Annotated in this window: 18 protein-coding genes; 17 read left to right on the forward strand and 1 reads right to left on the reverse strand. The window is 56.4% G+C overall.

Going from position 1 to position 21068, the window contains the following annotated elements; translation table 11 throughout:
- Positions 1 to 3: 3 nt before the first annotated feature.
- The 16 genes from G438_RS0107910 (at position 4) to dnaE (ending at position 18198) form a co-directional block, all read left to right on the forward strand.
- Entirely contained in the window at positions 4 to 1407 is a 1404-nt protein-coding gene (locus G438_RS0107910; protein WP_026460861.1) for a UDP-N-acetylmuramoyl-tripeptide--D-alanyl-D-alanine ligase, read from the forward strand.
- Positions 1404 to 2486: a phospho-N-acetylmuramoyl-pentapeptide-transferase gene (gene mraY / locus G438_RS0107915; protein WP_026460862.1), complete on the forward strand. Its 1083-nt coding sequence runs from the start codon at positions 1404 to 1406 to the stop codon at positions 2484 to 2486. Before G438_RS0107910 ends, mraY begins: the two co-directional genes overlap by 4 nt.
- Positions 2483 to 3907 (forward strand): UDP-N-acetylmuramoyl-L-alanine--D-glutamate ligase, encoded by a 1425-nt coding sequence (gene murD / locus G438_RS0107920; RefSeq protein ID WP_026460863.1) that lies wholly within the window; start codon positions 2483 to 2485, stop codon positions 3905 to 3907. The genes mraY and murD overlap by 4 nt, the downstream gene beginning before the upstream one ends.
- On the forward strand, positions 3904 to 5172 hold the full coding sequence (locus tag G438_RS11430; protein ID WP_034285694.1) for an FtsW/RodA/SpoVE family cell cycle protein: 1269 nt from the start codon (positions 3904 to 3906) through the stop codon (positions 5170 to 5172). The genes murD and G438_RS11430 overlap by 4 nt, the downstream gene beginning before the upstream one ends.
- The gene (gene murG, locus G438_RS0107930) at positions 5169 to 6278 is read left to right on the forward strand and encodes an undecaprenyldiphospho-muramoylpentapeptide beta-N-acetylglucosaminyltransferase (RefSeq protein WP_026460864.1); all 1110 of its coding nucleotides are present in this window, start codon (positions 5169 to 5171) and stop codon (positions 6276 to 6278) included. The genes G438_RS11430 and murG overlap by 4 nt, the downstream gene beginning before the upstream one ends.
- The gene (gene murC, locus G438_RS0107935; protein WP_026460865.1) at positions 6275 to 7648 is read left to right on the forward strand and encodes a UDP-N-acetylmuramate--L-alanine ligase; all 1374 of its coding nucleotides are present in this window, start codon (positions 6275 to 6277) and stop codon (positions 7646 to 7648) included. Before murG ends, murC begins: the two co-directional genes overlap by 4 nt.
- The gene (locus G438_RS11435; RefSeq protein WP_131245853.1) at positions 7638 to 8711 is read left to right on the forward strand and encodes a cell division protein FtsQ/DivIB; all 1074 of its coding nucleotides are present in this window, start codon (positions 7638 to 7640) and stop codon (positions 8709 to 8711) included. The genes murC and G438_RS11435 overlap by 11 nt, the downstream gene beginning before the upstream one ends.
- A 233-nt stretch (positions 8712 to 8944) precedes the next feature.
- Complete coding sequence (gene ftsZ / locus G438_RS0107945) at positions 8945 to 10195, forward strand: cell division protein FtsZ (protein WP_026460866.1); 1251 nt, start codon at positions 8945 to 8947, stop codon at positions 10193 to 10195.
- 53 nt (positions 10196 to 10248) lie between these two features.
- Positions 10249 to 10953 carry a purine nucleoside phosphorylase YfiH/LACC1 family protein gene (locus G438_RS0107950; protein WP_240471035.1) on the forward strand — a complete coding sequence of 235 codons (705 nt, stop codon included), beginning with the start codon at positions 10249 to 10251 and terminating at the stop codon, positions 10951 to 10953.
- A 100-nt stretch (positions 10954 to 11053) separates the two neighbouring features.
- Complete coding sequence (locus G438_RS0107955) at positions 11054 to 11500, forward strand: cell division protein SepF (RefSeq protein ID WP_026460868.1); 447 nt, start codon at positions 11054 to 11056, stop codon at positions 11498 to 11500.
- A 50-nt stretch (positions 11501 to 11550) separates the two neighbouring features.
- Positions 11551 to 11832: a YggT family protein gene (locus G438_RS12295; RefSeq protein ID WP_338054394.1), complete on the forward strand. Its 282-nt coding sequence runs from the start codon at positions 11551 to 11553 to the stop codon at positions 11830 to 11832.
- A gap of 140 nt (positions 11833 to 11972) precedes the next feature.
- Entirely contained in the window at positions 11973 to 12632 is a 660-nt protein-coding gene (locus G438_RS0107960) for a DivIVA domain-containing protein (protein WP_026460869.1), read from the forward strand.
- A 9-nt stretch (positions 12633 to 12641) separates the two neighbouring features.
- Entirely contained in the window at positions 12642 to 13247 is a 606-nt protein-coding gene (gene lspA / locus G438_RS11440) for a signal peptidase II (protein ID WP_240471037.1), read from the forward strand.
- Positions 13248 to 13249: 2 nt separating this feature from the next.
- A complete protein-coding gene (locus tag G438_RS0107970; RefSeq protein ID WP_026460870.1) occupies positions 13250 to 14167 on the forward strand; it encodes an RluA family pseudouridine synthase in 918 nt (305 codons plus the stop codon).
- Entirely contained in the window at positions 14167 to 14649 is a 483-nt protein-coding gene (locus tag G438_RS0107975) for a GNAT family N-acetyltransferase (protein ID WP_051259423.1), read from the forward strand. Before G438_RS0107970 ends, G438_RS0107975 begins: the two co-directional genes overlap by 1 nt.
- 9 nt (positions 14650 to 14658) lie before the next feature.
- Complete coding sequence (gene dnaE, locus G438_RS0107980) at positions 14659 to 18198, forward strand: DNA polymerase III subunit alpha (RefSeq protein WP_026460872.1); 3540 nt, start codon at positions 14659 to 14661, stop codon at positions 18196 to 18198.
- Between the two features lie 356 nt (positions 18199 to 18554).
- On the opposite strand, the gene G438_RS11445 is transcribed toward dnaE, so the two are convergent.
- Positions 18555 to 19295 carry a FadR/GntR family transcriptional regulator gene (locus tag G438_RS11445; RefSeq protein WP_240471039.1) on the reverse strand — a complete coding sequence of 247 codons (741 nt, stop codon included), beginning with the start codon at positions 19293 to 19295 and terminating at the stop codon, positions 18555 to 18557.
- 186 nt (positions 19296 to 19481) lie between these two features.
- Between G438_RS11445 and G438_RS0107990 the strand changes: the two genes are divergently transcribed.
- Complete coding sequence (locus tag G438_RS0107990; RefSeq protein WP_034285906.1) at positions 19482 to 21065, forward strand: ABC transporter substrate-binding protein; 1584 nt, start codon at positions 19482 to 19484, stop codon at positions 21063 to 21065.
- Positions 21066 to 21068 lie beyond the last annotated feature (3 nt).

The following is a 21068-nucleotide window of genomic DNA, read 5'->3' on the forward strand; positions in this document are numbered from 1 at the left end:
ACCATGGATTGCCTCAGTGACTGGATCGCGCAGTCAATAGGTGGACAGCACACTGGTCCGCATGTGAGGGTTACTGGCCCAGTCGTTACAGACACCAGGGACGCCACCCCCGGCGCCCTTTACGTTGCGCGACGAGGAGAAAACGCCGATGGTCACGACTTCCTCGCTGCCGCTGTGGAAGGTGGAGCGGTAGCGGCAATCGTTGAAGAAGTACGAGGTGACGGTCCAGCCACACAAATCGTTGTTGACGACGCCACCGTGGCACTGGGGACACTTGCGCGCGCCCACCTGGCCGCACTGCGGCAGGCACGGCCAACGTTACGTGTTGTTGCAGTTACCGGTTCAGCGGGAAAAACCACCACGAAGGATCTTCTGTACCAACTTCTTGGCACACGGTGGCAGACTGTGGCGCCAAAACTGTCCTTTAATAACGAGGTGGGGCTTCCCGTTACGGTACTGAAAGCGGATGCCGACACTCAGATACTCGTTCTCGAGATGGGAGCCTCAGGAAGCGGGCATATCCGTTACCTCACCGATATTGCGCCACCAGATATTGCCATTGAATTAATGGTTGGACATGCGCATATGGGCGGCTTTGGTTCCGTTGAAGGTGTTGCCCGTGCGAAGGCCGAACTTGTCCAAGGGTTACGCAGCGGCGGGCTTGCGGTGTTGAACTATGATGACGATCAGGTGCGTGCCATGGCAGCCGATGCACCTGGTGACATCATCTACTTTTCTCCAACGGGCGCGCACGAGGCGATGGTGCGTGCCGTTGATATCGACGTTGACGCACACGGAAGGGCACAATTTACCCTGTGCATTGGGGAAGAACAAGCGCCAGTTAGCCTACGCCTCGTCGGTCGCCACCACGTTGCCAACGCATGCGCCGCAGCGGGAGCAGCCCACGCGGTAGGGATGACCTGTGCAGATATCGCCGCAGCATTGTCTCAGGCGAAGGCTCAATCCCCCCACCGTATGGCCGTCACCGAACTGGATATTGACGGTAAGGCGGTAACGTTAATCGACGATGCCTATAACGCCAATATTGATTCCATGCGGGCTGGAATTGACGCACTTACGGTGCTTGCCGCAGGCCGACCAATGGCAGCAATATTTGGAGAAATGCTTGAGTTGGGTGACGAATCGGACGCCATGCACCGCGAAGTAGGTCGTATGGCTGCCGAGGCTGGAATATCAACGGTTATCACCTACGGTGAAGCAGCAAAGGTATTGCGTGAAGAACTTCCTAGCCAGACACGAGGCCGTCATGCCACCAGTGTTGCCGATGCAGTGAATATTCTGTGTGAAGACCTGAGTGATGGCGTTGTCATCTTTGTGAAAGGCTCGCTGTACTCGGGTGTCTACGCTGCAGCTGATGCACTGATCGAAAGGGGTACGCGCCGATGATTGGGTTAATCGTGGCATTCGGTGTCGCGCTGGTGCTTTCCCTCTTTTTGACACCATGGTTCATAAAATATTTAATAAAGCATCAGTATGGGCAGTTCATCAGACAGGACGGTCCCACACAACACCTCACAAAACGCGGCACGCCCACAATGGGTGGCGTCGTATTCATCTTCGCGACCACCGCCTCGTGGCTTATCGGTTCAGCCCTTAACGGTGGACCCACGTGGTCTGGCACCCTCCTTGTCTTCCTCTTCGTGGGACTGGGCGCAATTGGGCTGCTGGATGACGGCATTAAAATTATGCGTCAACGCAGCCTTGGCCTTAATGCGGGAGCCAAAATTATTGGGCAGTTGTCGGTTGCCTCTCTCTTCGCCGTGGGTACGCTGATGCGTCCCGACGAAATGGGGTACACCCCAGGAAGCCTTGCCATTACCTTCAATGAAAATCTAGTTCTCACCCTCACCTTCGCAGGTCCCGTCATCGCTTATATTCTGTATCTGCTGTGGACGAACTTTCTGGTGGCCGCATGGTCAAATGCTGTCAACCTCACTGATGGACTGGACGGGTTAGCGGCAGGCGCATCAATCTTTGTCTTTGGTGCCTACACCTTCGTGTCATATTTCGAATTACTTCAGGTATGTGGTGGACGCACCCTTAACGTACAAGCCTGTTTCGCTACCCGCGACCCGCTGGATCTTGCCACCTTCTGTGCCGCCCTGGTGGGTGCCCTGGCAGGCTTCCTGTGGTGGAATGCATCGCCCGCACAGATTTTCATGGGAGACACCGGGTCGCTTGCCATTGGCGGCGCACTCGCTGGCGTATCACTGCTCACCCACACGGAGTTTTTCGCCGTCGTCATCGCAGGTCTTTTCCTAGCCACAACGATATCCGTTGTCATTCAAGTTGGCTTCTTTAAACTCACCCGTAAACGTGTGTTCCTGATGGCGCCTCTGCATCACCACTTCGAACAAAAAGGCTGGAAAGAGATCACCATTGTCATCCGATTCTGGCTCATCGCTGCACTGCTGGCAATGGTGGGGGCAGCAATCTTTTACGCTGATTGGGCGGCACGCCTGTGAATACACGAGCGGCAGTGATCGGCTGGGGAACATCAGGTAAAGCGGCTGCGGCTGCGCTTGCGGCGCGTGGGTGGGAGGTGACCGCCTACGATTCACGCCACGGTGGCGACCCACACAACGCGGCAATTACCGTCAACGTCATTGACGATCCCGCACACCTTGCCGCCACAGTTATCGAATCTCAACCGCAACTGATCGTTGTATCGCCTGGGATACCATCCCATGCGCCGATTATGGCGGCTGCCCGCGACGCCGGGATTCCACTGTGGGGTGAAGTAGAACTTGCCTGGCGCCTCCAAGAGCAGGGGCCTCACGCTGGACGACCATGGTTGTGCGTCACAGGCACGAACGGGAAGACGACCACTGTTGGGATGCTTGGCTCTATCCTGCGCGCAGCGGGTATGAAAGCGCAGGAAGTGGGCAATATCGGCACGCCGATATGCGAGGCTATCGACACTGACGCAGATATTTTCGCAGTCGAATTGTCGAGCTTCCAGCTCCACACCACCCGATCTGTATCACCGCTAGCAGCCATATGTCTCAACGTTGACTCCGACCACCTTGACTGGCATGGCGATGAGATGTCCTACGCCGCTGACAAAGCACGAATTTACGAACATACACGTATCGCCTGCGTCTATCCGGCCCACGATCGTGCAGTTGAGCAGATGGTAGAAAACGCCGATGTGATTGAAGGAGCCCGTGCTATCGGAGTGACACTCGGGGCGCCTGCAATCTCCCAGGTAGGCATTGTTGAAAATCATCTTGTTGACCGCGCGTACCTGCCCGATCGCCACAAGCATGCGCTGCATTTGGCTGACCTTGAAGATCTTGCCCCAGCTTATGGCCCACATCCGAGTCCCGCTGTAGTTTTCGACGCGTTGGCCGCCGCTGCCCTTGCGCGAGCCGCAGATATCGCCCCTGAGTACATTGCGCAGGGGCTGCGCAATTTCACTCCGGCAGGCCACCGTCGAGCTGTCGTGTCGCACGCCGCTGATGTGACGTGGATTGACGACTCAAAGGCGACGAATGCCCACGCCGCTGCCGCATCCCTCAGCGGGTTGCGGCCACAAAGCGCAGTGTGGATTGTTGGAGGCGACGCCAAAGGGCAAGTATTTGACGACATGATTGCCGCGGTGGCGCCAACGCTGCGTGGCGTCGTGCTCATCGGTGCCGATCGACGTCTCCTGGCCCAAGCTTTGGCTGCGAATGCGCATGGTGTGCCCGTTGTTGAGGTCGATGGACATGAAGATTGGATGTTCTCCGTCGTGAATGAGGCTGTGGCACTGTCACGACCAGGTGACACCGTGGTACTGGCACCGGCCTGCGCTTCTTGGGACCAATTCGATAATTACGCTCAACGCGGTGATGCCTTTGTTGAGGCTGTGAAGCGTTTAGAAAGCCAGTGGAGGCAGGGATGAAACGCCTGTTAGCGCGCGTGCCTCGCATCCAATTCGGCGAACCTAAAAGCGGCAGTGTCAACGCAAACCCTGTGACCACGTATTATCTCATCATTGTCTCTGCGCTGCTACTGACCATCTTTGGTCTTGTCATGGGCTTCTCTGCCTCCGCGGTGGCCCGCATTGCCAGTGAACAGAGTCCTTATGTGGCCTTCGGACGCCAGCTTGTCATCATTGCGGGGTCTGTGGTGATAGCAGCCGTGGCACATTTGTTACCACAACGATGGTGGTATCACTTGGCGCTCCCACTATTCCTGCTTGCACTTGTTGCGCAGTCGCTCGTTCTGACTCCACTAGGCGTCAACGTCGGTGGCAATCGTAACTGGATTGTATTGCCACTTATCGGTCAGGCTCAGCCATCAGAGTTCCTGAAGCTCGCCATCATCCTTGCGTTGGCACGTATTGTGGCGCGTGAAGGTGCTCGCATTCGTGATTTTAAACAGATGTTCGTGACCGCAGGTATCCCCATTGCCTTAGGTATTGGTGCAGTGATGCTCGGCTGGGATATGGGCACTGCGATGGTGCTTGCCATAGCCTGTTTTGGTGCGCTGTGGGTGGCGGGATTGCCTGGGAAATGGTTCGTCGGATTGACGCTTCTCTCGATACCCTTACTGGCCTTCCTAGTAGCGAAAAACCCCACACGTATTCGTCGCGTTCTTTCGATCTTGCCCGGTAACGGTGTTGCCCGCGACCTTTCGGCACCTGAACAAATCGACCATGCAATGTGGGCTTTTGGGTCGGGTGGTTTGATGGGCGTGGGGCCTGGCGCTTCGCGCGAAAAATGGAATTATCTGCAGGAAGCCCATACAGATTTCATATTGGCAATATTGGGTGAAGAATTCGGCCTGCTGGGAACACTCACCGTCCTGGCATGTTTAGGAATGTTGGTGTGGGCAATGGTGCGCCTCGCGATGTCCACCTCTTCGGCTTTCGTTGCCGTCGTGACCGGAGGTGTTGCGACCTGGATTGGGGTACAAGCCATCATTAACATCATGTCGGTAACCGGTATCGGCCCAGTCGTCGGTGTGCCGCTGCCTCTGGTGTCCTATGGAGGGTCTTCGTTCTTGTTTACAGCGGTGGCCATTGGTGTTGTCGCAGGCTTTGCTCGCGCTGAGGCAGGTATGTGGGTATTTGGTGCACACAGAGCCGACGGGTTAGCTCCTGGCTATGCCATCCGTAAGAGATCCGCCGAACGTGTCTCCGCTTCGAGGAAGGTACACCTATGACGATCGTATTAGCTGGTGGTGGCACTGCCGGCCACGTCAACCCGTTGCTGGCCACTGCTCAGGTGTTGCGTGAACGCGGGTATGACATTGCGGTATTGGGGACAGCAGAGGGCCTCGAATCGGATCTCGTTCCGGCTGCCGGATTTGACTTGACGACCATCGCGAAGGTGCCCATGCCTCGTCGTCTTACTCCTGCACTCTTCAGCTTGCCCAGCCGCCTGCGTCAGACCGTGACACAGTGCGAACGCATACTTGACGGTGCTGATGCGCTAGTGGGTTTTGGTGGTTACGTTTCGACGCCAGCGTATTTGGCAGCACGATCGTTGGGACTACCGGTCATTATTCATGAACAAAATGCGCGTCCAGGATTAGCTAACCGTGTGGGAGCTTCGTGGGCGTCAACGGTTGCCCTCACATTTGACTCCACGCCGCTGAAGGCACGTAAAGGCAGGACCATCACTACCGGATTGCCACTGCGTTCGGCAATCGCTCAGCTTGCCGAGGCACGTCGTGATCCAGCCACTGCCCTCACACAGCGGCGCGATGCTGCGGCGCGTCTCGAACTGGATCCTGATTTGCCAACGTTGCTCGTCACAGGTGGATCCCTTGGCGCACTTCACATTAACGAGGCAGTATGCGGTGCCGCTGGTGACTTACCTGAGGGCCTCCAGGTCTTGCATCTGACGGGGCGTGGCAAGGATGCACCTGTTCGTCAAGCCCTTGCCGAGGCCGGGGTTGTGGAGCGCTGGAAGGTTGTGGATTACCTGTCAACAATGGAGGATGCTCTCGCTATTGCTGATCTGGTCTTGTGTCGTTCAGGGGCAGGCACGGTGGCAGAGATGACGGCCCTTGGGCTGCCGTGTGTCTACGTGCCGCTACCCATTGGAAATGGGGAGCAAAAACTTAACGCCCGCGATCATGTTGGCGTTGGCGGCGCACTCATTATTGACGACGCAGATCTAGACGCCTCGTATGTGCGTAACGAGGTATTTCCGCTGGTGGTTTCGCATCGCCTTGGTGAGATGGCGGCTGCGTCCATGCAACTGGGTAAAGCTGATGCCGCACAGGAATTAGCTACGTTGGTTGAGGAGGATATGGGACGATGACACGGCGCTTCCACTTCATCGGCATTGGCGGCGCAGGCATGTCGGTTGTGGCGGAATTGCTTGCCGCACGTGGATATGAGATCTCTGGGTCAGACCGCGTAGCGTCCCCTGTCCTTGACCGCCTGTCGGGCTTAGGCGTGGTGACCTTCGTTGGTCACGATGCGTCTCATGTGCCATCCGAGGCGACTGTGGTGGTGTCAACTGCGGTACGCCACGATAATCCTGAATTGATGCAGGCACGGAGTCGTGGTCAAGAGGTTATCCACCGCTCCCAAGCGTTGGCATTGGCTGCTCAGGAGATGCGTTTCGTTGCTGTTGCTGGTGCGCACGGAAAAAGCACGACGTCGGGTATGCTCGCGGTGGCGTTACGAGAGGCGGGTTGTGATCCGTCGGTTGCGGTTGGTGCGATTATTCCTCAGTTGTCCTCCGGTGCGCACTTGGGGGGTGGCGACATTTTTGTTGCTGAGGCCGACGAGTCTGATGGGTCTTTTTTGAACTATCGGCCAACGATTGAATTGGTCACCAATGTTGAGCCCGACCACCTTGACCGCTACAGCAGTCGGGACGCCTTTGAGCAGGTTTTTGTGGATTTCGCTGATCGTCTTGTTGACGAGGGTGTACTGATTGTGTGTGCCGAGGACGAAGGGGCGACGCGTTTAGCGCAGCGCGTGCGCCCACGCCGCACTGTTGTGACTTATGGGCGCGCGCATCGCAGCGAAGATGTGCCTGATGTTGTTATTCACCATGCCTCAACGTCTACGCGCGGAGGGCAGGTCGCGGTGACTTGGGGTGATATTTCGGCTGTTATTCACCTTCAGGTGCCAGGCGAACACAATCTGCTCAACGCTGTTGGTGCTTGGACGGCAGGCTGTCTCCTTGGCGTCGATCCGCAGGTGATGGCTCAGAGCCTCGGTGCCTTTGTTGGGACATCTCGGCGTTTTGAACTGCGTGGAACTGTTGCTGGGCGACGCCTATTTGACGACTATGCGCATCACCCGACTGAGGTTGCTGCTGCTCTGCGTCAAGCTCGCGTTGTCGCACACGATCAATGTGTCGTCGTCGTTTTCCAGCCCCATCTATATTCGCGCACACAGGCATTTGCGCAGCGTTTTGCCCAGGCACTAGCGTTAGCTGACGCCGTGGTGGTGACAGATATTTACGCTGCCCGTGAGGATCCCGTTCCTGGGGTTGATTCGCGGATTATCACCAACTATCTTCCTTCGGCACGCTATGTGCCGGATATGTATGAGGCGGTCAGGCAGGCAGCGGCGTTAACCCCAGTTGGGGGTGTTCTCCTCACGATGGGTGCTGGAGACATTACGAACTGTGTGCCCCAGGCCCTCGCTGTGTGGGAGCAGCATGTCGACTAATCCGTCTTCCCGCAGCTCGCGGCCTATTCCGCCGCGCCGTCCGCGTGCCCATACCAAGGACACGACACCATCGTCGTTGGCCGATGAGGCCTCGTCCACAATGCCCTCTGCGCAATCCGCAGTTGGTGCACCTAGTCGGCGTCCCTCGTGGTCTGCGCTGAGTGCTGGTGGGCATGCTCAGGCGGACGCGCCGGTAGGTGCACGCACGATTGCCGAGGCGGATCCTCCTACGAGTCGTGTCGGTGCAGTCTCGTCTGGGCGCCGACGGAGCGTCTTCGCACGCCCTGTCGGCGACGAGCAGGCGGCGCAGCTCATGGGGCCAAGCTCGCAGGCGGCAACGCCGGCGCTAACGGATCGACTCAACGAAAAACGTGCCGCTAAGCGCCGTCTCCGTCTGCGTCGCATCGGTCAGTCGGCAGCTGTGATCATCACATGTGTAGCGCTGATATGGGGTATCTTTTTCTCGCCGTTATTGGCGCTGAGAGCCGATAATATTACGGTGACCGGCGTCGACGAAGACTTAGTGACGACAGAGCAGGTTGGTGCTGCTCTCACGCCGTGGTATGACGTTCCGCTGCCTCGGATTGATCGGGGCGCTGCGGTGGCAGCAGTCGAAGCGCTCACGCCGGTAAAGGACGCATCAGTGGAGTGGGCATTGCCTTCTGGACTGTCGGTCAATGTCACCTTACGTCAAGGCGCAATGCTGGAGGCCGCTGAGGGCGGCTACTCACTGGTGGATGCTGAAGGGGTTGTCCTTCGCCAAGGCTTGGCAACGGTAGAGGGTTTTCCTGTTGTGGCATTTAATGCCGATGGGGATCGTGTAAGCCAAGCTCAGGCATTCACAACCATATGGAATGCGCTAGGGCAGGAGTTGCAGGGCCAAGTAGCGTCCTTATCTTGCGAGGGGCTGTCGTATCGGGTCAATCTTGCTTCGGGGGCGATTATTCAGTGGGGGCCGGCAGGTGACGACGCTTTGAAAGCTCGTGTTGCTGCTACTTTGATTGCCCATCGAGGGGGCAGTGTGTATGACGTGTCGTCACCTACGCACCCGGTTGTGTCGTGACTCATACGTCTTCGCTTCATTTGCTTGTCGTGGCAATGATTGAATGGTGCCATTTTGCTGTGCGATGAATTCGCTTTGCTTGGCATGATGCTCTTGCCTTGGCGTGCGACACGCCCAAGGTGACGCTTGCTATTGCTTCTTTGTGCACCTACGTTCTTCCCGGCAGAAGGCAATATAAACCCATACCTTCAACCTGAGGTTGAGGTTTGGTGGGCGGAATGAGGGGAAAGCACATGGCGGCGCTCCAGAATCAACTAGCAGTGATCAAAGTGGTTGGCGTCGGTGGCGGTGGCGTCAATGCCGTCAACCGAATGATTGAAGTGGGCCTCAAAGGGGTTGACTTCATTGCCGTCAATACTGATGCGCAAGCCCTTATCATGTCCGATGCCGACACCAAACTCGACATTGGCCGGGACCTCACGCACGGCCTCGGCGCTGGTGCAGATCCTGCCGTGGGACGCCAAGCCGCCGAAGACCACGTTGATGAAATAGCCGAATCCCTTGAAGGTGCCGACATGGTCTTCGTTACCGCCGGCGAAGGTGGTGGCACAGGCACAGGTGCTGCCCCAGTCGTTGCACGTATCGCACGCGGTGCGGGTGCGCTCACAGTCGGCGTTGTGACACGTCCCTTTTCTTTCGAAGGCAACCGCCGCGCTGCACAGGCTGATGCTGGTGTTGAAGCCTTGCGTGAAGAAGTAGACACACTCATCGTCATCCCTAACGACCGTCTGCTGAAAATCTCCGATACTGGCATCTCTGTGCTCGACGCCTTCCGTGCGGCTGACCAAGTCCTTTTGTCTGGCGTGCAGGGCATTACTGAACTTATTACAACACCGGGTCTGATCAACGTTGACTTCAATGACGTGAAATCGGTGATGAAAGATGCCGGTTCAGCGTTGATGGGTATTGGTGCCGCAACAGGTGAAGACCGCGCCTTGCGTGCCGTGGAAACCGCAATTTCGTCGCCGCTGTTGGAAGCCTCCATTGACGGCGCCCACGGCGTATTGATGTTCTTCCAAGGTGGGTCGGACCTTGGTTTGCACGAGATCTACCAATCGTCACAGCTCGTCCGCGAAGCGGTCCACCCAGAAGCCAATATCATCTTCGGTAACGTTGTCGACGACGCCCTTGGTGACGAAATACGCGTGACGATTATCGCCGCCGGCTTCGATGCGCCAAATGATCGTCGTGACGAGGCGGAGTTGCCTGTGGTCACCCCAGCCCCTGCCGCTGTGGTCACGCCGGAACCAAGTGCGCCAGCAGCCCCCGTGCGCACCCTTGGTTCGGTTCCTGTGGCCCGTCCTGCGCACCGCGTGGACGTTGAAGCACCGACACGGCGTATTGCCACTGCAACAGGGGCTATACCCTCAGCTTCGCCAGCGCCATCCGTAGTCCCAGACGATGACCACTCTCTTGAAGTGCCTCGCGTCTTTGACGAGGAAGATCGTCCCGACGAACTTGATATCCCTGATTTCCTGCGCTGATGCTGCACCACTTCGCTCACGCCAGTGCCTGTTTCACCGATGCAGGCACAGGCGTGAGTCCTTTTCGGCACAACTACGGCTTCCATGTTGGTGACAACCCAAACCAGGTGCGTCAGCGGCGCGAAGCCCTTGCACGTGCATGTGGGCGCTCCATCGTGTGGATGGACCAGTATCACAGCATCGAGGTGGCACTTATCGACCGGTCAACGCCACATGCTAGGGATGACTCACTTCAGTACGCGACTGTGCGCGCTGATGCGGTGATAATCGACGCACGTACCTGGGACGATGCGCCCGCTGCAGCAGTCATGGTGGCAGATTGCCTGCCTGTCCTTATCGCAACAGCGGATGGCGCGGTGGTGGCAGCTGTCCACGCAGGGCGGAAAGGGCTGCTCGGCGGCATCCTCACACGTGTGATCGATACCGTCGCTCACCTGGGCTATCCCGCGCAGACACTGAGTGCAGCCTTAGGGCCAGCAGCGTGCGGTCAGTGCTACGAAGTACCTGAGTATATGCGTGACGAGGCGCGAGTGACCCACCCTGCAGCGGCTTCGCAGACACGGCGGGCGAGTGCGGCCATCGACCTGAGAGCTGGGGCTCGTGAAGAACTCGCGGACCTAGGCGTGACCCTTGCCGTTGATGATGCACGCTGCACCATTGAAGACCTCGCTCTTCATTCCTATCGGCGCAACAAAGTCTGTGGACGTCAGGTAGGGCTTATCGTTCCCAGAAGCGGCGCCGGGATCACAATCGCATAAATCTGAGGTCCTACTTGCGACACACCGCACCTGTACGCCAATAGATTGACGCGCACGCATTACCTTGGCACCAGTACTACCGCGGTGGAAAGAGGCAGTTATGGCAGACACATTTGGTGCACGCGCTCGACGTTTTATGGGCTGGCACCGTCCTGATGACGTTGACATCGAGCAGGACTTCTTCGATATTGAAGAAGATCTGGCTGAGGTGACGCCTCTGACCCCTATTCGCAGTGAGGCCGATACGCCTCGCATTCAAGACACGCCCACAAAGGATCGTATGCGCATCGTGACCTTCCATCCGACGTCGTACAGTGACGCGTTGCCTGTCGGTGAGGCGTTCAGGGATGGCTCACCTGTCATCCTTAACCTTTCTGATATGAGCGACGAAGATGCACGCCGTATCGTCGATTTCGCGGCGGGACTCACCTTTGGTTTACAGGGCGTCATTAAGCGCGTCACCTCAGGTGTTTTCCTGCTGTCTCCGAAGTCGGTCGAGGTTTCTGGCGAAGGTAACGCCTCACGCCACGGCTCCCTGTTTAACTGAGGCATCCATTGTCTGCATTGCTGTACTGGCTTGGAGTGTCAGTATCGATTGTGGCAAGCATCTACCTTGTAGTGCTGTTTGCGCGCGTCATACTCGACTGGGTCCGCTTTTTCCGTCCGCTGTGGCGACCAAGCGGTGTGCTTCTGCCCGTAGCGAATCTTACCTATGTGTTGACTGACCCACCTTTGCGTCTAATGAGGCGATATATCCCACCTCTGCGATTGGGGCAGGGATTCGCCTTTGATGTGGGCTTTATGATCGTCTTTTTATGCGTAATCCTGCTACAACGCTGCGGCCTGTGGCTACAGTCGCTGGGGGTTTCACTTATTTAAAATGTGACTACTGGTGTTAATGTGACAGGTATTCAGTTATCATCTTTAATGAAGCGAATGACGGGTCATCGCCCACGGTGATCCGAAGTGCAGCAAAACCCTTTGTTTGCACTGCATCCGGAAAACCGAGAGGCAAGGATATGGCTCTTCTCACCACAGAGGACGTGCTCAACAAGAAGTTTCAGTACGTCAAGTTCCGTGAGGGATACGATCAGGTAGAGGTTGACGAATTCCTCGACGAGGTCGTTTCCACGATCTACACCCTGCAAGAGGAAAACCGCGACCTGAAGGCAAAGCTTGAGGAAGCGGAGCGTCGCCTCGCTGAGGCGGGCGAAGCCCCAGCCCCTTATGAGACGCAAACGGTACCAGCCGTTGTCGTCAACGACGAAGAGCTCCTTGCTGCGCAGGCGCGTATTGCTGAACTTGAAGCTGAACTTGAGCAGGCGCGTCTAGCAGAAGCAGCGCCGGTTGCGCAGGTACTGCCTGTCGCGGAATCACCGCTTGACGCTGAATCTGCAACGTCGATGCTTGCCCTCGCGCAGCGCGTACATGACGAATACGTGCGCGATGGTCGTGAAGAATCCGAGCGCATTATTGCTGATGCCCGCACCAAGGGTGACGAAATCGTTGCCGATGCACAACGTCAGCATGAGTCAATACTTGCTCAACTCGACCACGAACGCGGTCTCCTTGAAAGCAAGATCAACGAACTGCGTGGCTTCGAATCTGAATACCGCACCAACCTCCGCTCTCACCTTGAGGGCCTCTTGTCCGAGGTTAACCGCGGCAACGAGGCGTGACACGCATACATGGACGCTGACAGGGGCGGCGGTGCAGATAGCGCCGCCGCCCCTGTCATGTCATTACAGGCAACGAAAGTAGATATGGCGACTTCGACACCACATACACGCAGATACATACTTGCTTTCACTATCGCGCTCGTCGCAGCGCTAGCAGATCAGCTGACAAAGCTATGGGCGTTACACGCTCTGGCTGACGGAAGTCGTATCCCTCTGATCGGTTCCTACCTCTCGCTGCGTTTAACCTTTAACCCAGGTGCCGCCTTTTCGCTGGGTAGCCAAAGCACGTGGATCTTCACGATTCTGTCAATTGTTATTCTCATCGGCCTAGTCGCCGCCGTCCATAAATTTGCCTCACTGCGATATGCCGCTGTTTTTGGTTTGCTCGCTGGGGGAGCTGTCGGTAACCTCATTGACCGACTTACGCAACCACCAGGCTTTGGTATCGGGCACGTTGTGGACTTCATTGACTACAACGGATACTTCGTAGGTAATGTCGCTGATATCTGGATCGTATGTGCGGCCTGTAGTCTTGCCATCCTTGCCTTCTTCGCACCACAAGATGCCAGCACGCGAAACGATGCGTCGCCTCGTACCGCCGTCAAGGAGGGGTAAGCGTGCCTGATATTCGCTACCTCCCGGTGCCTGATGCACTCGTCGGTGACCGAGTGGATGCTGCACTTTCGCGTTTACTGGGCATGTCACGAAGCAAATGTGCTGAACTCGTCGAAAACGGTTCAGTACTGGTCAACGGTGCAGTTGCCGCGAAGTCCACCAAATTGACAGCAACCGACATCATTGAAGTCACCATGCCGTCTCCACAGGTCACACTACCACCCGTGGTAGGCATGGAGATCCTCTACGACGATGACGATATCGTCGTTGTCGACAAACCCGTGGGCACGGCAGCACACACGGGCCCTGGCTGGAGCGGACCAACGGTTCTGGGGAATCTCGAGGCAGCTGGATACCGTATCACCACCCATGGTCCGCCTGAACGTCAAGGTATCGTCCACCGTCTTGACGTCGGCACTTCGGGTGCAATGATGGTGGCAAAATCTGACCGCGCCTACTCAGTGATGAAACGTGCCTTCAAAGAACGCAACGTCACAAAGATCTATCATGCACTCGTAGCTGGTCACCCCGACCCTGACAGTGGCACCATTGACGCCCCGATAGGACGTCACCCATCGCGCGAATGGCGTATGGCAGTCATTGACGGCGGCAAAGCGGCCATCACTCACTACGACACGCTAGAACTAGTTGCAGGCGCAGCCCTATTGCGAGTCCACTTAGAAACAGGACGGACCCACCAAATACGTGTCCATATGGCTGCGGTCGGGCATCCATGTGTTGGCGACGTCTTTTACGGCGCCGACAAAGTACAGGCAGCCGCCCTCGGTTTGGAACGCCAATGGCTCCACGCCGTTGAACTCGGTTTCATCCACCCCACGACCGGCTTGCCTGTCACCGTTTATTCGCCCTACCCAGCTGACCTTGATGCCGCTTTGACCCAGCTTCGAGGTGGCCGCTGATGAGCTACCACATTACCGTTGCCGATACGCTTGACTTGCGACTTGCCGAACACGCTGTACGTTGGGATGTTTTCGTCTGCGAACAACATGTTCCCTTCGTCTTAGAAATTGACAGTCACGACTTCGATCCGCGTGTGATCCACCTAGTGGCACTGCCAGATGAAGCCTATGGGCAACAAGCGTTAGGATGCGTTCGCATCCTTACTGATTCACCTGGGCACTACCATCTTGGGCGCCTGGCCGTACGCGCTCAGGCGCGCGGAATGCGTCTTGGACATGCCCTTGTCGAGGCGGTTCATGACTACGTGGCCAAGTCGACACCATGCAGTGAAGAGGCCTGCGTTGTGCTCAACGCACAGCTTCAGGCGCAAGGATTCTATGAACGTGCTGGATATCGCGCCACTAGTCGGGCAGTTTTTCTTGACGCAGGTATCGAACACCAAGAAATGATCCGCGTGGTAGCCGGACGCGCCGCCCACTAGACTCTACCTATGGCCTCCACCGACTCTTTCGTTCACCTCCACAACCACTCCGAATACTCCATGTTGGACGGTGCTGCGAAGATCAAACCGATGGTGGCTGAAGCTGCACGACTGGGGCAACCAGCCATTGGCCTTACAGACCACGGATACCTCTTTGGGGCCTACGAATTCTATGCGGCAGCAAAAGCCGCGGGTATTAAACCCATCATCGGCCTCGAAGCTTATGTCACACCGGGCACATCACGCTTTGACCGCCAGAAAGTGACCTGGGGTGAGCCATGGCAACGCGCAGACGACGTTTCAGCAGGCGGCTCCTACAATCACCTCACACTTATCGCCTACAACACGACGGGCGTCCATAATCTTTTCCGCCTCGGCTCGCAAGCTTCCCTTGAAGGCCAATTCGGCAAATGGCCCCGTGCCGACAGAGAATTACTTGAACGCTACCACGAAGGTCTCATTGTCTTTACCGGATGCCCTTCTGGTGCGGTCCAAACACGTATGCGCCTGGGGCAATGGGACGAAGCGGTGCGTGAAGCAGCGGAATTGCGCGACATTTTCGGTCCCGAAAATTTCTATGTCGAAATCATGGATCACGGCATCGAATTCGAACGACGTACACAAAAACAACTCCTTGAGCTTGCGCGCCTGATGGACGCACCGTTGGTTGCCACCAATGACGCGCATTACGTGAAGAAAGAAGACCGTAAAGTACAAGACGCCCTGCTGTGCATTAACTCCGGGTCCCGTATTTCTGACCCGGATCGCTTCAAATTCGATGGTGACGGCTACTACATACGCCCCTCCGAGGAAATGCGGACAATCTGGAAAGAACTGCCTCACGCTTGCGACGCTACCCTCGAAATCGCCGAACGATCCGAAGTGGAGTTTCGTACTACCCGTGAAGGCGCCTCGTATATGCCAGAGCCGCCAGTGCCAGCAGGGGAGGACCAAACATCGTGGTTTATTCACGAGGTGGAACGCGGCCTGCAGCTTCGCTTCCCTAACGGGGTACCTGAGGAGGTCCGCAAACAAGCAGAATACGAACAGGGCGTCATTATCGACATGGGCTTCCCTGGTTACTTCCTCACCGTGGCGGACTACATTAACTGGGCGAAAGAACAGGGGATCCGTGTCGGCCCAGGCCGAGGTTCGGGTGCGGGTTCCATGGTCGCCTATGCTATGCGGATCACCGAACTGAACCCCCTTGAACACGGCCTTATTTTTGAACGCTTCCTTAACCCTGAGCGTGTGTCCATGCCTGACTTCGATATTGACTTCGACGAACGTCGGCGCGATGAAGTCATCGAATACGTCAAACGCAAATACGGTGAAGAACGCATTAGCCAGGTCGTCACCTACGGCACAATCAAAACAAAACAGGCCCTGAAAGACTCAGCTCGTATTTTGGGCCGTGACTTTAAGGTGGGGGAGCAGCTGACTAAGGCGCTGCCGCCGTCGGTGATGGGTAAAGATATCACCGTTGCAGGTATCTTCAACCCCGAGGACAAACGTTACGCAGAGGCCGCGGAATTTCGTAAATTCCACGAAGAAAACCCTGATGTACATGAGGTTGTTGATTACGCACTTGGTCTTGAAGGCCTTACCCGACAATGGGGCGTACATGCCTGCGCAGTGATTATGAGCTGCCATCCGCTCATCGACATCATTCCCATTATGAAACGGCCTCAAGATGGCGCGGTAATTACACAATTTGATTACCCGACCTGTGAAACCCTAGGGCTGCTCAAGATGGACTTCCTGGGGCTGCGCAACCTCACAGTTATTTCAGATGCCTTGGAAAATATTGCCCTCAACGGTAAAGACGTGCCAGATTTGGACAATATTGGCCTGGATGACAAAGCGACCTACGAATTACTAGGACGAGGTGAAACCCTGGGGATTTTCCAGCTTGATGGTGGCGGTATGCGTGACCTTCTTAAGCTGATGAAACCCGACAATTTCGAAGATATTTCCGCGGTGGGCGCCCTATATCGACCCGGCCCTATGGGTGCAAACTCCCACACGAATTATGCACTGCGGAAGAATGGGCGCCAAGAGATCACGCCAATCCATCCTGAACTGGCTGAGCCACTTGAAGACATCCTTGGTACCACCTACGGTCTGATCGTCTACCAGGAACAGGTCATGCAGATTGCGCAAAAACTTGCCGGGTACTCCCTTGGGCAAGCAGATATGTTGCGTCGCGCCATGGGCAAGAAAAAGAAGGAAATCCTCGATAAAGAATTCGAACCCTTCAGCAAAGGGATGCTGGAACATGGCTACTCCATGGATTGCATCAAAACGCTGTGGGACATCCTCGTGCCATTCTCAAACTATGCCTTCAACAAAGCGCACTCGGCGGCCTACGGACTGGTCTCTTACTGGACGGCCTACCTGAAAGCCAATTACGTCACCGAATACATGGCAGCGTTGCTGACCTCAACAAAAGACAATAAAGACCGTCGCGCCCTTTACCTCGCTGAATGTCGCCATCAGGGCATCACAGTGCTTCCCCCTGACGTCAATGCGTCGATGGGCACATTTGCGCCAGACGGCGAAAATGTTCGCTTCGGCCTGTCCGCAATCCAAAATGTTGGTGCCAACGTCGTAGATGCCATCGTGCAGACGCGCAACGAAAAAGGGGCCTTCCGTTCCTTCCAAGATTTCCTGGATAAAGTGCCGCAGGTCGTGTGCAATAAACGCACCATCCAGTCGCTCATACGGGCAGGAGCTTTCGACTCTCTTGGCAAGTCCCGGCGCGCTCTCCTTTCGCGATGCGACGAGGCTATCGACGCCGTGATCGATTTAAAGCGAAACGAGGCGATTGGACAGTTTGACCTTTTTGGTGGCGCTGATATTGGTGGGGGAGAAGGGCAAGGTCTTGCCATTGAAATCCCTGACCTGCCTGAATACGATCGCAAACAAAAGCTCAGCGAAGAACGTGAAATGCTGGGGCTGTACGTCTCAGACCACCCGTTGTCGGGCCTCGAAAATGCGCTGGCGCGCTACCAGGAGCAAGAAATTGCTGTCGTCGTTGGTGGAGAGGACGCAACAAAGGAACGCAACGTCAAACTCGCCGGTCTTGTGTCCTCCGTCCAAACAAAGGTGACGAAACAGGGGAACCCGTGGGCGGTGGCAGTACTTGAGGACTTGTCAGGCTCAGTGGAAGTGTTGTTCTTCCCGCGTGCTTATGAGACGATCCAATCGCACCTTGTGCCCGATATAATCGTCCAAATTGAAGGAAGAACCAGCATTCGTGACGAGCAAATCAGCGTATACGGGCAATCAATGACCCTGCTCGATTTGCGTGAAGACACCGATACGCCACTGGATCTGATGTTGCCTGCCATTTCGTGTACGCCAGAAAATCTTGCGCGCTTAAAGGATGTATTGGAGTCATTCCCCGGTGCCTCACCTGTGCGGTTGCATGTGAAAGATCCTGAGCGGACAACAGTCGTTGAGCTTGACGCAAAACTCAGGGTGTCGCAGACCTCTGCATTCTTTGCAGAGGTGAAGGCGATTGTCGGGCCAAACGGCGTCTTATAGACTCCGCTTCGCGCACCCTGCGCTGGCTCGCTTCGCGTCTCTCGCGCTGCCGCTTCGCGCACCCTGCGCTGCCGCTTCGCGCACCCTGCGCTGGCTCGCTTCGCGTCTCTCGCGCTGCCGCTTCGCGCACCCTGTGGTGGTGTTTCCCGCACCCTGCGCCAGTGCCACCTCGCGTCGTGCCCTCCGTCGCCTCCGCTTCGCATCGGCTCCGAGGCCCACCACGCCGCGACGCGAGGTGGCACCTGTTTGAGTGCAGTACCTGTTTGAGCGCTTCACCTGTTTGGTGTGGTGCCGCTGCTTGAGAGTTGCGGGCCAGTCCTTGCCGTGACGCGAGGTTCGGCAGTGCTTGGCGTGCTCTATTTTGTGATGTCGAGGGCGTGCATCAATGGGGCATAGTGGGCATCGACTGCGTGTAGGTAGGCCTCGGCATTACCTGCTTCTGCGGCTTCAAGTAGTTTGCGGTGCGCCAAGGCGGTGTCAACCAGATGCTCATTGGTTCCAGTGACCGAAGGAAGCGCACTCATATGTACCATCCACATGGCGTTCATCAACTGTTCCGCCAAAGGGTTGTTGATTCGCGAGACAAGAGCGGTGTGGAAGGCAATATCCTCATCCATGAAGGTGCGTCCCTTTCGGGCTTTGTCCACCATAATGTCGATGAGCGTGTGCAGTTCAGGGTCGTTCACGTCACGCATTGCGGCAACTATTTCATTGGCCATGCCACGGTCAAGGACAATACGCACACCAACCACTTGGCGCAGCGCCTCTACTGAATCCGGCGCGACGGAGGCTCGCAGGAGCACAGACTTAATTAGTGGCCTCATCGTCATATCGCCAACAAAGGCGCCCTTGCCTTGCTGAACCTTTACTATTTCTAGGGCCTCAAGTTTGCGCAAAGCCTCACGCACGGACGAACGTGAAACGCCAAGATCTTCACACAGGCTGCCTTCAGTGGGCAGAGGATCACCCGGCTGAAGGTTATGCGTGAGGATATAGCGCTCAATGGCATCCATGCTGACCTCTGCACGTGTTTGGAATTGCACTGCATGGGGAAAACGCGCGGACCCGAGCGGTGTGCGCGTCGTGGCGGGCGACATTAGTGCTCCTGAAGGTTTATTGATTCGAGAAAGTCACGATTCGATTACGTTTCGTGAAAGGTTGCCAATCGGCTTGTCTGACAACATCTCTAAGGGTACTCTTTTTTCTGTCATCCAGCGACGAATGTCAGTTGTCTGATGTCTGTCGTCTGACCGTTTCTCTCGAAGAGGAGAATGTCGATGTCCATGTCACGGAATCGTCTTGGAGCTTTGGCAGCAAGTGCCGCTGCGATCGCTCTTGTATTGTCAGCCTGCTCCGGCGGAGCCTCGACCAGCACTGAGTCCACCACCACTGAAACCACAGTGACGACGCAAGGCCCAACAGGCACCCTCACTGCCGGCGCAGCCTACGAAACCACCAACTATCATCCGTCCAACACCAGCTCCGCACTCGCGATGGGTACCAACTGGCACGTCGTTGAAGGCCTGTGGGAAATGGAGCAGGCGACCGGTAAAATCTACAAAGCACTGTCAGCAGCCGACGATCCGGTGAAAGTCAGCGACACCGAGTACGAAGTGACACTGCGTGCAGACGCCAAATTCTCCGACGGAACTGCCGTGACGGCCGCAGACGTTGTTTCCTCCTTCGAGCGGGCCACTGCTGAAGGCAATATCTACGCCGGTATGGTCAACTTTATTGACACCGTCACCGCTAAAGATGACACCACAGTAACGATCACCTTGAATAAGCCCTTCGGTCTGGTCAAGGAACGCCTCGCTGTGGTCAAGATCGTCCCTGCGGCACTTGATGACGACACCCTTACCAAACTTCCCGTTGGCTCTGGCCCCTACAAGTACGAATCCATTTCCGACACAGAAATCGTTGCCACCGTCAACGAGTACTACAACGGCGACAAGCCTGCAACCGTTGAAAAGCTCGTGTGGAAGCCCATCAAAGATGACACCGCACGTACCACTGCAGCACAGGACGGCACCATCGACGTGATGGAGAATGTGCCAGCTGACAATGCCGCAATCCTTGAGGCTGCTGGCTTGACCGTTGAACGTGCACAGGGCTTCGGCTTGGCCTTCATGCTCTTCAACACCAATAAGGCACCTTTCAATGACGAACGCGTCCGCCAGGCATTCCACTACGCGATCGACACTGAAAAGCTGGTGACGAACAATATGTCCGGTGAGGCTGCAGCTGCCACCTCCTTCCTGCCTGAAAGTCACCCCAACTACCACAAAGCCTCCACAGTCTTTACCTACGACACTGAGAAGGCAAAGTCGCTGCTCGCCGAAGCAGGCGTGACCAATCTCAGCATCACACTGCTCACCACTGACCACCCGTGGGTGGCCAACCTCGCACCACAAATCAAGTCGGACCTCGAAGCCGCTGGTGTAACAGTCACCATTCAGTCCCTCGCGTCGGCAGCGCTGTACGCTGACAACCTCGACATTGACAACCCGACCTTCGACGTAGCTGTTGCTCCCGGTGATCCCTCCGTATTCGGTAACGACCCAGCTCTGCTGCTCAACTGGTGGCTCGGCGACAATGTGTGGACCCAGAAACGTTCACAGTGGAAGAACTCCGACCCTGAAGGTTTCGCACAGCTCCAAGCCATTATCGACGAGGCAGTCACCCTTGAAGGTGATGCACAGCAGGCTAAGTGGAACGAAGCCTTCGACCTTGCTGCTTCCAAGGCCGTGACCTACCCGCTGTTCCACCGCAGCCTCCTCACCGCCTACAACGGCAACAAGGTCCAAAACTTCACGCCTATCGGCATGACGGGCCTGAACCTGCTCGGCGCAACTGTCACCGAGTGACAC

Source organism: Schaalia suimastitidis DSM 15538 (genome assembly GCF_000429105.1).
GTDB lineage: Bacteria > Actinomycetota > Actinomycetes > Actinomycetales > Actinomycetaceae > Pauljensenia > Pauljensenia suimastitidis.

What these genes read in the sequence shown, in the direction of transcription:
- G438_RS11445 (WP_240471039.1), bottom strand. Translation starts at nt 19,295, where the DNA reads ATGTCGCCCGCCACGACGCGCACACCGCTCGGGTCCGCGCGTTTTCCC.
- G438_RS0107990 (WP_034285906.1), top strand. Translation starts at nt 19,482, where the DNA reads ATGTCACGGAATCGTCTTGGAGCTTTGGCAGCAAGTGCCGCTGCGATC.
- G438_RS0107960 (WP_026460869.1), top strand. Translation starts at nt 11,973, where the DNA reads ATGGCTCTTCTCACCACAGAGGACGTGCTCAACAAGAAGTTTCAGTAC.
- mraY (WP_026460862.1), top strand. Translation starts at nt 1,404, where the DNA reads ATGATTGGGTTAATCGTGGCATTCGGTGTCGCGCTGGTGCTTTCCCTC.
- G438_RS11435 (WP_131245853.1), top strand. Translation starts at nt 7,638, where the DNA reads ATGTCGACTAATCCGTCTTCCCGCAGCTCGCGGCCTATTCCGCCGCGC.
- murC (WP_026460865.1), top strand. Translation starts at nt 6,275, where the DNA reads ATGACACGGCGCTTCCACTTCATCGGCATTGGCGGCGCAGGCATGTCG.
- ftsZ (WP_026460866.1), top strand. Translation starts at nt 8,945, where the DNA reads ATGGCGGCGCTCCAGAATCAACTAGCAGTGATCAAAGTGGTTGGCGTC.
- G438_RS11430 (WP_034285694.1), top strand. Translation starts at nt 3,904, where the DNA reads ATGAAACGCCTGTTAGCGCGCGTGCCTCGCATCCAATTCGGCGAACCT.
- murG (WP_026460864.1), top strand. Translation starts at nt 5,169, where the DNA reads ATGACGATCGTATTAGCTGGTGGTGGCACTGCCGGCCACGTCAACCCG.
- G438_RS0107975 (WP_051259423.1), top strand. Translation starts at nt 14,167, where the DNA reads ATGAGCTACCACATTACCGTTGCCGATACGCTTGACTTGCGACTTGCC.
- G438_RS0107910 (WP_026460861.1), top strand. Translation starts at nt 4, where the DNA reads ATGGATTGCCTCAGTGACTGGATCGCGCAGTCAATAGGTGGACAGCAC.
- G438_RS0107955 (WP_026460868.1), top strand. Translation starts at nt 11,054, where the DNA reads ATGGCAGACACATTTGGTGCACGCGCTCGACGTTTTATGGGCTGGCAC.
- lspA (WP_240471037.1), top strand. Translation starts at nt 12,642, where the DNA reads ATGGACGCTGACAGGGGCGGCGGTGCAGATAGCGCCGCCGCCCCTGTC.
- dnaE (WP_026460872.1), top strand. Translation starts at nt 14,659, where the DNA reads ATGGCCTCCACCGACTCTTTCGTTCACCTCCACAACCACTCCGAATAC.